The sequence below is a fragment of the Undibacterium sp. SXout20W genome (assembly GCF_049340285.1).
Lineage (GTDB): Bacteria > Pseudomonadota > Gammaproteobacteria > Burkholderiales > Burkholderiaceae_D > Undibacterium.
In genome coordinates this window covers 27219-40080 of sequence record NZ_JBMPPH010000008.1, presented here as the reverse complement: position 1 = coordinate 40080, position 12862 = coordinate 27219, and the positions used below count along the sequence as shown (strand labels likewise).

The 12862-nt window shown below is 46.5% G+C and carries 12 protein-coding genes; 6 read left to right on the top strand and 6 right to left on the bottom strand.

The features are described from left to right. Positions 1–19 precede the first annotated feature (19 nt). The 3 genes from ACO0K1_RS06530 to ACO0K1_RS06520 form a co-directional block, all read right to left on the bottom strand. Positions 20–385, bottom strand: a complete 366-nt coding sequence (locus ACO0K1_RS06530) for a Rieske (2Fe-2S) protein (RefSeq protein ID WP_423023926.1) — start codon at positions 383–385, stop codon at positions 20–22. A gap of 12 nt (positions 386–397) precedes the next feature. Then, positions 398–1057, bottom strand: a complete 660-nt coding sequence (locus ACO0K1_RS06525; protein ID WP_423023924.1) for an HAD-IA family hydrolase — start codon at positions 1055–1057, stop codon at positions 398–400. Between the two features lie 214 nt (positions 1058–1271). Continuing rightward, on the bottom strand, positions 1272–2285 hold the full coding sequence (locus tag ACO0K1_RS06520) for an RluA family pseudouridine synthase (protein WP_423023922.1): 1014 nt from the start codon (positions 2283–2285) through the stop codon (positions 1272–1274). A 504-nt stretch (positions 2286–2789) separates the two neighbouring features. Here ACO0K1_RS06520 and ACO0K1_RS06515 point away from each other — a divergent pair. The 5 genes from ACO0K1_RS06515 (at position 2790) to ACO0K1_RS06495 (ending at position 9103) form a co-directional block, all read left to right on the top strand. Then, complete coding sequence (locus ACO0K1_RS06515) at positions 2790–2930, top strand: hypothetical protein (protein ID WP_423023920.1); 141 nt, start codon at positions 2790–2792, stop codon at positions 2928–2930. Between the two features lie 3 nt (positions 2931–2933). Further along, positions 2934–5855, top strand: a complete 2922-nt coding sequence (locus tag ACO0K1_RS06510) for an Rne/Rng family ribonuclease (RefSeq protein WP_423023918.1) — start codon at positions 2934–2936, stop codon at positions 5853–5855. 360 nt (positions 5856–6215) lie between these two features. Then, positions 6216–7340, top strand: coding sequence for a GTP 3',8-cyclase MoaA (moaA, locus tag ACO0K1_RS06505; RefSeq protein ID WP_423023916.1), 1125 nt, complete (start codon positions 6216–6218; stop codon positions 7338–7340). Between the two features lie 65 nt (positions 7341–7405). After that, positions 7406–8023 (top strand): molybdenum cofactor guanylyltransferase MobA, encoded by a 618-nt coding sequence (mobA, locus tag ACO0K1_RS06500; RefSeq protein WP_423023914.1) that lies wholly within the window; start codon positions 7406–7408, stop codon positions 8021–8023. A 201-nt stretch (positions 8024–8224) separates the two neighbouring features. Further along, positions 8225–9103, top strand: coding sequence for a peptidylprolyl isomerase (locus tag ACO0K1_RS06495; RefSeq protein ID WP_423023912.1), 879 nt, complete (start codon positions 8225–8227; stop codon positions 9101–9103). 127 nt (positions 9104–9230) lie between these two features. Here the strand turns inward: ACO0K1_RS06495 and ACO0K1_RS06490 are convergent, their stop codons facing one another. Continuing rightward, positions 9231–10274 carry a questin oxidase family protein gene (locus ACO0K1_RS06490; RefSeq protein ID WP_423023910.1) on the bottom strand — a complete coding sequence of 348 codons (1044 nt, stop codon included), beginning with the start codon at positions 10272–10274 and terminating at the stop codon, positions 9231–9233. 106 nt (positions 10275–10380) lie between these two features. On the opposite strand from ACO0K1_RS06490, the gene soxR reads away from it, so the two are divergent. After that, positions 10381–10863: a redox-sensitive transcriptional activator SoxR gene (gene soxR / locus ACO0K1_RS06485; RefSeq protein WP_423023908.1), complete on the top strand. Its 483-nt coding sequence runs from the start codon at positions 10381–10383 to the stop codon at positions 10861–10863. Positions 10864–10868: 5 nt separating this feature from the next. Here soxR and rmuC read toward each other — a convergent pair whose 3' ends face one another. Then, complete coding sequence (gene rmuC, locus ACO0K1_RS06480; protein ID WP_423023906.1) at positions 10869–12347, bottom strand: DNA recombination protein RmuC; 1479 nt, start codon at positions 12345–12347, stop codon at positions 10869–10871. 60 nt (positions 12348–12407) lie between these two features. After that, complete coding sequence (locus tag ACO0K1_RS06475) at positions 12408–12800, bottom strand: group II truncated hemoglobin (protein ID WP_423024086.1); 393 nt, start codon at positions 12798–12800, stop codon at positions 12408–12410. Between the last annotated feature and the right edge of the window lie 62 nt (positions 12801–12862).

The window sequence follows — 12862 nt, the reverse complement described above, 5'->3', positions numbered from 1 at the left end:
CTGCAAATTAGAGTGCCAGTTACGCGATGACTGGTTGAATATAATCGTCCGGATGCCAAAAAACCGTGCCATCTACTTCACTTACCTGTATTTTTCTTAGACGACTTCCGCGGCAAGGGCCACCAGAACAATGACCGGTTTCTGGTTCGTAAATTGCACCGTGCGTGGCACACATGATATACAAGCCACTGGACTCCAAAAACTCGCCCGGATTCCAGTCAAGCTCAACCGGTACATGTGCGCATCGATTCAAGTAGCCATGCACTAAACCCGCATATCGAATCACAAAACCAGTTGCATCGTCGCTGCCAGCCGTTAATGGAAAGCGTACGCCCATACCGCCTTCAATCAGTTCACTGGAGGCACATATTGAAATTGAGGTCATTCGATTCTCCAATCAAGCATTTTCATTGAGCCATTGGTGTAATTCACTAACGCTCTTGGCTGAAAACAAGGGATTCAACGGGGCTAACAATGCCGGGGCGTGTGCACCATATTCGACCGCCACGGCGCCTGCACCTGCATTCCCGGCCATTTGCAAATCATGGGTAGTATCGCCAATCATCAGAGTACGTTGCATTTCTTGCCCTAATTCTCTGGTCAGCTCATGCAACATTGCTGGATGTGGCTTAGAGAAGGTCTCATCCGAGCAGCGCGTCGCATCAAATACTGACGTCAGTTTAGCGGTGTGCAATGCTCGACTCAAACCGACTCGACTTTTACCGGTGGCAACACCTAAAAAATAGCCTTGCTGCGCCAAATCGTCGAGCATATCCCGTACACCGTTAAACAAAGGGAGCTCATGGTCCTTTGCGAGATAGTGATAACGATATCGCTCCACCATACGCGGATAATATTTCGGGTCAATACCGGGAATCGCCGCCGCCATCGCATCAGCGAGAGATAAGCCAATGACGTAGGCAGCTGCACTATCATCAGGTACCGGCAAACCGAGATCTCTGGCTGCGGACTGAATACATTTGACGATCGTGGCAGTACTATCCATTAGCGTGCCATCCCAATCAAATACAATAAAATCAAATTGCTTTTTTGCCATGATAAAAAAATGCAGTGCCTATTCAGTGGATGTTTAGAAAAAATTCATGAATTTGCTGACGAAAAAGTTGACTTATCTACAAACTTGCGAAAATGATGTTTATGCGTTTTTGTTAATCAACATCAATCAACATAAACTAACATTAATCAAAGCTAAGCAACTTTACTCATTAGATAAACGTCAAATCATATCATTTAATAAAGATATAAGCTTTTTAAGCACTTGGCAGACTCCGCAAGAAATCTTCGCATTCCCTTGGCAAAGGTGCATTTACCGTCATCAACTTTCCTGTCTCAGGATGAGTAAAAGAAATTTGATGCGCATGTAAAAACATGCGCTTAAGTGCACCTCGATCAGCTGTCGCTTTTTGCAACGCTTTATTCAATGGAAAATCACCATACTTATCATCCCCGGCAATAGCAAATCCACTGGCGGACAAGTGCACACGTATTTGATGAGTTCGACCAGTTTTCAATTCAGCCTCAAGTAACGCAAATTCTTTAAATTTTTTCTTAAGTGCAAATACCGTATGAGAAGCCATGCCGTCTGCCTGAACTCTGACGCGACGCTCACCATCACCCGTCGTGTATTTATGCAATGGCAACTTAATATGTTGACGGGCATTTTTCCAATCGCCGGCTACCAACGTAAAATAACGCTTATCCGTCAAACCATCGCGCATTTGCTCATGCAAATTAGTTAATGCAGTGCGCTTTTTGGCGATCAGCAATAACCCAGATGTTTCACGATCTAAGCGATGTACCAATTCTAAAAATTTCGCTTCTGGACGGGACGACCGCAGTTGCTCGATGACACCATAGCTAACACCGGAACCACCATGCACAGCAACACCAGCTGGTTTATCGATAATCAGTAAGTGACTATCTTCATAGACTATCGGAAATTCCAATTTAGGAACCACTTGCGTAGAAGGCTCTGCCATGCGTATAGGAGGAACTCGAACAACATCCCCCTCCACTAAACGGTATAACTGATCGATACGACCTTTATTTACCCGCACCTCACCCGACCGCAAAACACGGTAAACATGGCTTTTTGGCACTCCTTTACAGATGCGTAAAAGGAAATTATCAATGCGCTGCCCAGCCTCTTCTTCAGAGATTGTCAGCATTTGGACTTTCGGCTGTGAGGCTGAAGGCTGCTCGTGGGGAACATTTTGCACCTGTTTTTGATGCATTCCCCTATTAATTGTCGCTAAGTCCTTCATTTTGAATATATAATCATTTTCGCTTCAGCTTTTAAGCTTTAGCAGTGTAAGAGAAATAAACAGCTATTTTACACAGGGGCAAGACCATCAGCCTCGCCAGTTTGCAAATATGATGGAAAAAGATGTGTATGCGCCCTCGTTTGCGTTCCAAGGTAGCGACCAATTGTTGCTATCGGGCACAAGTAAAACGAGGTTGTATCAGAGAGTTTGAAATGTAAGGATAAGTTGGGCAAGAGATGCTGGTTTAATTGTTAATAAGCATGCTTGCCTAAGGTGGTTTTTGTAGTAAGGTCGATTCCGTCAGACACAACACAATAAGATGGTCTGACACCAAAGTTGCTCATCGCCTGGCATTTGGCTTAGTTATTGCACAAATATAACTAAGTCTGATTATGCGGGGGACATGTGCACTCGGCCTTTTTTGCTAAAACCACACGCGCCAGGCGCGACACAGAATCACTGGTTGTTCATTGCAATGCAGCTCCGCTGCACAAAGATTGCTGAATGCAAAGCTATTCTGTTGCGCCACAGGCATTTCCCACCCCCTTCAAGCCCTCCGTTCTGGCATACATCCCCGTACCAGTAAAGTTGCCTGCCTCACTGAATGAGACAGCGACAAAAGATGACCATCAGGTCACGGAGTAAAAAATGAAACGTATGTTGTTCAATGCCACGCAGCAAGAAGAATTGCGCGTCGCTATCGTCAATGGGCAAAAACTCATTGATATTGATATCGAGACCGCTGGTCGCGAATTACGTAAGTCAAACATCTACAAGGGCGTTATTACCCGTATCGAACCATCGCTTGAAGCATGCTTCGTTAACTACGGTGAAGAGCGCCACGGCTTCCTGCCATTTAAAGAAGTTGCTCGCAGTTACTTCAAAGAAGGCATCGACGTTCGCAACACTTCCATCAAAGAAGCGCTGCGTGAGGGCCAGGAAATCGTTGTTCAAGTAGAAAAAGAAGAACGCGGAAATAAGGGCGCCGCCCTGACCTCCTTTATTTCTTTGGCTGGACGTTACTTAGTATTAATGCCGAACAACCCTCGTGGCGGTGGCGTATCGCGCCGTGTAGAGGGCGAAGACCGCCAGGAATTGCGCGAAACCATGGACAAGCTCGACTTGCCAACCGGTATGTCCGTGATTGCCCGTACGGCAGGGATCGGTCGCAATGTTGACGAGTTGCAATGGGACTTAAATTACCTGATGCAACTCTGGCGTGCGATTGAAGGTGCTGGCAAATCCTCGCCAGGCGCATTCTTGATTTATCAGGAATCTTCATTGGTCATTCGTGCAATTCGCGATTACTTCCAGCCAGATATCGGCGAAATTCTGATCGATACGGACGAAATCTACGAACAAGCTCAACAGTTTATGAGCCACGTGATGCCAGACATGGTGCATCGCGTTAAGCGCTATAGCGACGATGTACCGCTATTCTCACGTTTCCAGATCGAACACCAGATCGAAACTGCGTACAGCCGCACCGTACCGCTACCTTCTGGCGGCGCGATTGTTATCGACCACACCGAAGCTTTAGTTTCCGTTGACGTCAACTCTGCCCGTTCTACACGTGGTGGCGACATCGAAACCACGGCATTCAATACCAACCTTGAAGCTGCTGAAGAAGTTGCTCGCCAGTTACGCTTGCGTGACTTGGGTGGTTTGATCGTGATCGATTTTATCGACATGGAAAACGCTAAAAACCAACGCGAAGTCGAAACCCGCCTCAAAGACGCACTGCGCTACGACCGCGCACGCGTCCAAATGGGCAAAATTTCACGCTTCGGTCTGATGGAGCTCTCACGTCAACGCTTGCGCCCATCGTTATCGGAAGGCAGTCATGTAACCTGCCCTCGTTGTAACGGCACTGGCCACATCCGCGACACAGAATCTTCTGCATTGCAAGTCCTGCGTATCATCCAGGAAGAAGCCATGAAAGAAAATTCAGCAGCGATCCATGTCCAGGTCCCCGTCGACGTAGCGGCCTTCTTGCTCAATGAAAAACGTGGCGAAATTCTGAAAATCGAAACGCGTCATCGAGTGACTGTGATTCTGATTCCAAATACACACCTGGAAACACCGCACTACAAACTGGATCGCCTTAAGCACGATGACCCACGTCTCGAAGAGCATCACGCAAGTTATGCTATGGCGGAACAGGTTGATACCGACATTGGCTACAGCAAGCGCCAAAAAGAGGATGTAAAACCACGCCAGGAAGCGATGGTCAAAAGCATTACGCCAGAAACTGCGCCTATCGTTGAACGAAAAGAAATTCCGGCACCAGTAATCAGCGCACCAGCACAGCCAAGTGGCCCTGGGTTCTTTGCAAAATTGCTGAGTTTCTTCTTTGGCAAATCAGATGATCAAGCAAAGGTGTCAGCACCAGCAATCGTCGACGAAAAACCGGCGGATCGCGATCGCAACGGCCGCAATCAACGCAATAACCAGCGCAACCGCAATCGCAATCGCAGCAATCGCGATCGTGATGACCGTGAGGAACGTCCTGCAAGCGCGAATGGTGAAAAAGTTGAACCAGCAAAAACGCCTGCCATAGAAACGCCACGCCCACCTAAGCCACCTAAACAAGCACGTGAACCACGTGAACCAAAAGAAGGCCAGGAAGGACGCCGCGAACGTCAGCAACGTCAACGTGAAGAACGCAAAGAAGCTTTACTCACCGAACCTAAGACTGAAGAGGCACTCCAGAAACATGCAGATCCAATTCCTGTTGAAGTAGTTCCTACGCAAGCCTCATTGCAAAACCTTGAACAAGGCGTGGACGACAATGCGGAGCAAAGCGAAGAACGCCGTCGTCGTCGCCGTCGCGGTGGCCGCAATCGCAACCGTCGTGAACGCGAGCCTGGCGAAACCAATGAGCAAGGCGAATTGGCAATCGAATCTGCTTCTGTAGCGCCAACTGATGCAGTGGTAACGCAAGCAGCAGTAGTTGACAGCCCAATGCAATCGACACTGGAACATGTTGAGGCAACACCAGTGCAATCACCTGCGGTATTTGAGCCGGTGGCAGCGATGACACCTGCGCCGGTGATGGTTGCAAGCAACCTGGAAACGATCGCAGTGGCGACGTTAGCGGAAGTAGCAGAAGTAACGGCAACTGAATTTTCAAGCCCAGCGCCAGAGATTGCTCCTGCGATCGTTCAAGCGACTGAAACTCCGCCTGTCATTGAAACGACGCCGGCTATTGAAGTTACGCCAATAGTCGACGTAATCACGGCACCTGTCGCTCTTGCAACTGAGGTCATCTCGGAACCAGTTCCATCGGCTGCAACTCCAGCAATGCCTGCTCCATCGGTAGTTACCGCTGAAGTAACAACACCGACAAAAGCAGCAATTGCAAGCAAATCTGCATCCATGCCGCTCGAACAGTTGAATGACATGCTAAGTGCTGCAGGTCTGCAATTGGCAAGCACCGACCCCGAAAAACTGCGTGCAGCGCAGGAAAGCGCCAGCAAACTCGTTCCTGCACCACGCGTTCCGCGTGAGCGCAAACCGTTACCAGCCGCGTCCACTGAACCGCTGATTTTGGTAGAAACACGTCGTTAATTGCAATAATTAGTGGCCAATAACAAAGCCGGCGAGACATCAACGTCTCGCCGGCTTTTTTTCGTCAAACTATTTACATAAATTTACATTATTAAAAAAGCTCTTATCAGCGCATTTACAGGCGTAGTAGACTTAAACAAAATCAAACGAAATTCTTCAGCCATAGTGAAAATGAACACCTAGATCAGGAAAAATATTCACTATCCGCGACACACAATTAATGTCTTTACAATAGACAATCCATATCCTTCTGCAGACACCACATCGAAGGTACCGATCGCCTTTACGGCTGCCTCCTCATAGTTTTAATTATCGTGGTATTGTGATGGATTGACTCGCATTCATCTCAAGTTGCAAACCATGACGGAAAAATTTATTCCGCTGATTGATGTCCGTCAGCACCAGCAAACTATTGCAATCCCGAATACGCTTTCAGCGCCGAATGGTAGTCTGATGGATAGTTTTTCTCGGCCATTGCATGACCTACGAATTTCCGTTACAGATCGCTGTAATTTCCGCTGCGTGTATTGCATGCCGAAGGAGATTTTCGATAAAGACTACCAATATCTGCCACATAAGTCGTTACTCAGTTTTGAGGAAATTACTCGAGTAGCAGCGATTTTCTTAACCCACGGTGTAAAAAAAATTCGGCTCACGGGCGGCGAACCGCTACTACGAAAAAATATAGAAGATTTAATTGCTATGTTGGCGCAATTGCGAACCGTCGATGGAAAGATGCCAGATCTTAGTCTAACGACAAATGGTTCTTTATTAGCGAAGAAAGCATACGACCTGAAAAAAGCCGGGCTCAAGCGCGTGACTGTTTCGCTCGACTCCCTGGACGATGCGATTTTTAAACGTATGAACGATGTCGATTTTGAAGTTTCCGATGTCTTGAAAGGCATTGAAGCTGCACATGCTGCAGGCCTGGGACCAATCAAAATCAACATGGTCGTGAAAGCGGGTGTCAACGACCATGAAATTATCAATATGGCACGCTATTTTAAAGATACGCCACATATTTTGCGTTTTATTGAATATATGGACGTTGGCGCATCAAATCATTGGCAACACAACGAAGTTATTACCTCAGAAGAAATCGTTCAACGACTCAATGATGCTGGCATACCTTTACAGCAACTACCAGCCAACTACGACAGCGAAACTGCGCAACGTTGGCAACATCTTGATGGCAAAGGTGAATTAGGCTTTATTTCCAGTGTGAGCAAAGCATTCTGTCAGGACTGCAGTCGAGCCAGACTTTCTACTGAAGGAAAGCTTTACACCTGCCTGTTCGCAACGAACGGCCATGATTTGCGAGCACTTTTAAGAAGCGATGAGCAATACGCCGATCTAAGTATTGCCAGTGTAATCGCTTCAATATGGCGCTCCCGCACTGATCGCTATTCAGAACTACGCAGCACACAAACAAGCAATCATGTCGTCACCGGAAAAAAAATCGAAATGTCCTATATTGGTGGCTAATCGTTAATTCCACTGACTATTTAGCAAGACTCTGATTAACACGACTCTGATTAACACGACTCACCATGATCGACAAACAACTTATTACCGGTCTCATTATCGCCGGGGGTCGTGGAACACGGATGGGCCAAGTGGATAAAGGATTGCAAAATTTTAATCACATTCCGATGACGCTGCATGTATTAAAGCGCCTATCCCCTCAAGTTGGCAAGATTATCATTAATGCAAATCAAAACATCAGTGAATATAAAAAATTTGGCGCACCAGTGTATTCAGATCGAATGAAGGATTTTGCCGGCCCTCTGGCTGGCATACAAGCGGGTCTAAGCGATTGCACGACGCCATACCTTTTAACCGCACCATGCGACAGCCCAATGCTCCCAATGAATTTAGCTCAAGCATTGTCAGACGCATTAATATCTAATAATGCTGATATCGCGGTGGCAACATCAGTGGTAACAGAGGAAAATATTACAAAAGAGCAACGACACCCCGTATTTTCCCTGATCAAACTTTCTTGCCTGGAAAGCTTAAACAACTTTTTAAGCGTAGGTGGTCGAAAAGTTGATCATTGGCTACAACAACAGTTAACGATCAATGTAATGTTCAAAGATAGCGCTAGTTTCGTCAATGTAAATACCATGCAAGAACTTCAGTTACTAGAACGAAAGCAGTCGCAATGAGCCGAAATCAAGTACTTAAGACCTAAAGCAAGTAAAAATTATTTAAAAATTATTTAAAAATAATCAAAAAAAGAAACGTTAGTACAATGATGCTAATAAAGTAAAATCTTCGTCACGCAATGTGACAAGAAAATCATAGATATTTGCAGCAAAAGGTACGGCAAGCACAGTACAATTCGTTTTTTAGTTATGGAGATCAGATTGAAAGCTTCGACATGGTTATTGGGTGCCTTTGCATCCCTCGCATTATTGAGCGGCTGCGGCGGTTCTAAATCCTCTACTGTTGTTCTCGCAACTGTTAGTAGCGTTAATATTTCTCCTACAGTTAACACATCACCGACTGTCGTAGCATATCGTCAAACGATCACCATGACCGTTAATGGTCAAAATTTGCTGCAAGGCATTAGCATCAGTAATCCGGGTTGCGCCAATCTTACTGAAACTGGCACTGGCACCAATACGACACGGACATTCACTTGCAAAATTATTCGTGTTGGTCCATTTAATATGACGATCACTAACGCTGCCAATGGTCAGTTGTACTTTGCTGCATTTAGCGTACCACTGGCTGCAAGACCGCAAGTTACCCTGACAACGACGTTAGGAAATATTGTCGTGGAACTCAACCCTGGCGCAGCGCCGATATCCGTCGATAATTATCTTAATTATGTTGAAAACAGCTTTTACGTGAACACTATTTTTCATCGTGTTGATACAAACGTTATTCAAGGTGGCGGCTACAACAGCAGCCTGACCGCGCTGACGCCAAGCTTCTCTGCCATCACACTGGAAACAACGACTGCAACTGGCCTCAGTAATACACGCGGCACGATTGGCATGGCAAGTACAAGCACCCTTAATTCCGCCACATCACAGTACTACTTCAACTTGATCAATAACAGTGCTGCATACGACGCAAACGTAACAACAGGTGCAACAGGCTATGCCGTATTTGGCACTATTGTGAGTGGTTTAGATGTCATGGACGCGATCAGCAAGGTGCCTACATCTGTACAAAATGGCTTGCCTACCGTTCCAGTTACGCCTGTAGTTATTACATCGGTTAAAAGAACGCAATAATGCGTTGATACGGGTTCGCCCATAGACGTATGAAAAAGACGTATGAAAAGTCAGAGGCGCTAAGTAATTTTTGCTTGGCGCCTTTTTTTGAATGAACCACAGCTATTTTTCATACGTCGCCGCCATCCTATGAGCGACTTTTACAGTGAATTAACTTCGTAGAATGCAAATACAAAGGATTAGGTAGACGTTGATTTTCGACAAAACAACTGTAGGTGAATTTAATCACATGATCATCATTTGACTGCACCGCAAGTTCAAGTAAATGCCGCCACTCATTCATATGAACGACTGAATCGCCCGGTGCCGAGGCGGGCAATGGGGGCGACAAAATTGGAGGGGCACCCATAGACACATAAGCGACACATAACGCCGTCCAGATATCTTCCAACAACTGCTCTGATGACAGTTCGGGAATCACTTCCAACAGTCCTACTAATGCATCTAACGCGGTCACCATATGCAAAACAGTAAAATTTTGGGTCTGTGAATAACAAAGTATGGCCAATTTGCGCATTTCAAAAAGTATGCCGTGCCGGTCAGGCAGTGCAGGACAAGCAGACTGAAAACGTGCATCGTTAAATACTGCGCGCATTTTGGTCGTAATCATCGCAGCGTCAACGCTGTATCCCTCAAATTTTGACGATAGCTGTGAAAAGCCACTTACCAGCGAGATGCATTGATCACGTCCCTGCTTTGGCAAATGAGTGCTAAAGCAGTTTGTAACCATCGCCGCCAAACCTGCAGCAACTTCACCGCGATGCGAAACCTGAACGCCATAGGACAAACGTATCAGCGCATGAAACGCACCCGTTGCCGATGCCAGAGGCAACTCTCTGATGACCTCACCTACTACATGCCTGATCCCTTCAGACTCGATGCGCTTTGAGAAAAAGTGATACAACTCTGTGAAATGCGATGATTTTCCTTTGAAATCCAGATAGTTATTGTGCGTTATCAATAATCGTTGTGTCGACACATCGGCGTCAATGGCATAAGTAGCTCTCCGGAACTCAAAAAAATCTCGCAACCGTTGATCACTCGCTCCCATGCTTGATAAGGCAATCAAGGCCATAGGACAATGGTTGGTCGTACCCTTTCCATGCAACGCAAAGTCTTTGTTCGCATCTAATAATGCAAATAAAATGTGGGAATGGTTAGTTTGTTGCATTACCCCCCCTAAATAACAAACTCGATAATAAACTCGAAGACAAGGCAGCAAGGATACAAGTTCAAGTTAACTTGAAGTCAAGCATAAATTTCACAGGGAACGCGCAATGACAGAATTAATCAGCATCGGTGATTTAGCAAAACGCGCAGGAATCACTGCCAGCGCCATCAGGTATTACGAGGAACAAGGATTAATCGCAAGCCTGACACCTGCTGGGCAACGCAGACACTATAAAAAAGATAGTCTACGGCGGATTGCGTTTATTCGCGCAGCGCAGACTGCTGGCTTGAAATTAGAAGAAATATCAGAAATTTTGAAACAATTACCTGACCAACGTACACCTGACAAAGCAGACTGGGAAAGGCTTTCTAGTGCGTGGCAACCGTTGATACAACAAAGAATTGATGCATTGATCGCATTGCGTGATCAACTAACTTCTTGTATCGGTTGTGGTTGCTTGTCGCTTAAATCCTGTGCCTTATATAATCCACATGATCAGGCTGCCCAAAAAGGCACTGGGGCACGTTATCTCTTAGGTGACCGATTAATGCAATCAGTTGGGATCGCCCCTTATAAGGCCCTAAATTAACCACCCTACTCGCTATCAGCATCCGTACCCAAATCACCCGTGCCCAGCACGTTAGTAGCTACAGAGATTGGTAACGCTTCAACATCCTTCAGCTTGCGAGTCATTTGACGAGTGCGAACTTCGGCCTGATCGATGTTTTTGGCTGCTTTTTCCAAGGTCGCTTTAGTTGCAGCCAAAACATCGCCAAATTTACTAAATTCAGTTTTAACTGCACCCAACACTTGCCATACTTCTGACGAACGTTTTTCCAAGACCAGCGTACGAAAACCCATCTGCAAACTATTTAATAGCGCTGATAAGGTCGATGGCCCGGAGATCGATACCCGACAGGTACGCTGCAATTCGTCTGCCAAGCCAGGACGTCGCATCACTTCAGCATACAAACCTTCAGTCGGCAAAAATAAAATCGCAAAATCCGTGGTTAATGGCGGTGACAAATACTTTTCTGAAATAGTTTTTGCTTCCGTTCGAATTGCTCGCTCCAATTCCTTGCCATAAGTTGCAACCCCTTCGGCATCCGCACGTTCTGCCGCATCCAGCAGACGCTCATACTGCTCCTTAGGGAATTTAGCATCGATTGGCATCCACACAGGTACGTTACCGTCCTCTTTGCCGGGCAATTTAATCGCAAATTCGACCCTCTCACCACTACCGGGAATCGTCTCGACATTCTTCGCGTATTGGTCTGGCGTCAACATTTGCTCCAGCACCATTTCTAGCTGCACCTCACCCCACGTACCACGAGTTTTGACGTTCGTCAAAACTCGCTTAAGGTCGCCGACACCAATTGCAAGTTGCTGCATCTCACCCAGACCTTGATGGACCTTTTCTAGTCGATCAGAAACCAACTTGAATGATTCTCCCAGACGCTGTTCCAACGTCGCATGGAGTTTTTCATCGACGGTTTTACGCATCTCTTCCAATTTGCTGGTATTTTCGAGCTGCAGTTGCTGAATTTTCTGTTCGAGAGTAGTGCGAATCTCCCCCATGCGTTGGGCGTTCGACTCAGTAAGACTTACCAGAGTTTGGTTTAAGGTGTCGGCAAACAGTTTCAGACTGTTTCCTTGCTCTTCACGTGCGCTCTGGCTTTGTTGAATGAGCGCCAAGCGCATTTGCTCCAGCTGTTGTGCATTGCTTTCATTCAGCCTCACCAATTGCTGCGAGAAGCCATCAATCTGCCCATTTTGCAGAGTAGCGACACTCGTTAATTGACCAGTCAAGGCTTGCTGCAGTCGTGAAAAATTACTCCCCAATTCCTGCCTTGTCCCCAAAGCCGTCGACTGCACTTGCTCACGCAAAGAGCGTTCTGTACGCTCATCATTGAGCAATTGTTGTTGCTGAGAAGTTTGAATATAGTGCTGTAAGGCTTGCAACTCCTGCGCTTGAGAATTGCTATTATGGTTCGAAACGCGGAGCAGTAAGATGACAACCAACACCAGCAATACGAGCAGGAGAGCGAGCAAAAGAATTTCAAATGGTGTCATGAAAATAGTGTTTTTTATTAAATTCGGCCAGGCCGTCAGTTGAGCCGAAACTAACGAGGGTTAACCGGGGGTATTACGCATCCAGTCAGCGGTTTGATAGAAGGATTGCATTAGGTGCTGCTGCAAGCCCGCTTCAATGCCCACGTCCTGCATCGCCCACGCCATACAACGCAACCATTGGTCACGCTCATTACTGGCAATCGCAAAAGGTAAATGCCTTGCGCGCAAACGTGGGTGTCCGAACTGACTGATATATAAATCAGGGCCACCCATCCAACCAGATAGAAACCAAAATAATTTATCCCGAGATCCATCTAACGGTGTCGGATGCATCGCCCGTATGCCAGCGAATTCTGGCTCCAGTTCCATCAGGTCATAAAACCGATCAACCATCTGGCGCAAATTGTCCGCGCCACCAATCAAGGCGTACAAATTTGACTTTTCTTCTTCCATGCCACCAGATTGCTGACCAGATTGCTGACCAGATTGTTCAACTAGCGGGCTTTGTTGCTTTG

Excerpts from the sequence above, each read along its gene's own strand:
- soxR (WP_423023908.1), top strand. The coding sequence starts at position 10,381 with ATGACAGAATTAATCAGCATCGGTGATTTAGCAAAACGCGCAGGAATC.
- ACO0K1_RS06515 (WP_423023920.1), top strand. The coding sequence starts at position 2,790 with ATGCAAAGCTATTCTGTTGCGCCACAGGCATTTCCCACCCCCTTCAAG.
- moaA (WP_423023916.1), top strand. The coding sequence starts at position 6,216 with ATGACGGAAAAATTTATTCCGCTGATTGATGTCCGTCAGCACCAGCAA.
- rmuC (WP_423023906.1), bottom strand. The coding sequence starts at position 12,347 with ATGACACCATTTGAAATTCTTTTGCTCGCTCTCCTGCTCGTATTGCTG.
- mobA (WP_423023914.1), top strand. The coding sequence starts at position 7,406 with ATGATCGACAAACAACTTATTACCGGTCTCATTATCGCCGGGGGTCGT.
- ACO0K1_RS06530 (WP_423023926.1), bottom strand. The coding sequence starts at position 385 with ATGACCTCAATTTCAATATGTGCCTCCAGTGAACTGATTGAAGGCGGT.
- ACO0K1_RS06475 (WP_423024086.1), bottom strand. The coding sequence starts at position 12,800 with ATGGAAGAAGAAAAGTCAAATTTGTACGCCTTGATTGGTGGCGCGGAC.
- ACO0K1_RS06510 (WP_423023918.1), top strand. The coding sequence starts at position 2,934 with ATGAAACGTATGTTGTTCAATGCCACGCAGCAAGAAGAATTGCGCGTC.
- ACO0K1_RS06525 (WP_423023924.1), bottom strand. The coding sequence starts at position 1,057 with ATGGCAAAAAAGCAATTTGATTTTATTGTATTTGATTGGGATGGCACG.
- ACO0K1_RS06490 (WP_423023910.1), bottom strand. The coding sequence starts at position 10,274 with ATGCAACAAACTAACCATTCCCACATTTTATTTGCATTATTAGATGCG.
- ACO0K1_RS06520 (WP_423023922.1), bottom strand. The coding sequence starts at position 2,285 with ATGAAGGACTTAGCGACAATTAATAGGGGAATGCATCAAAAACAGGTG.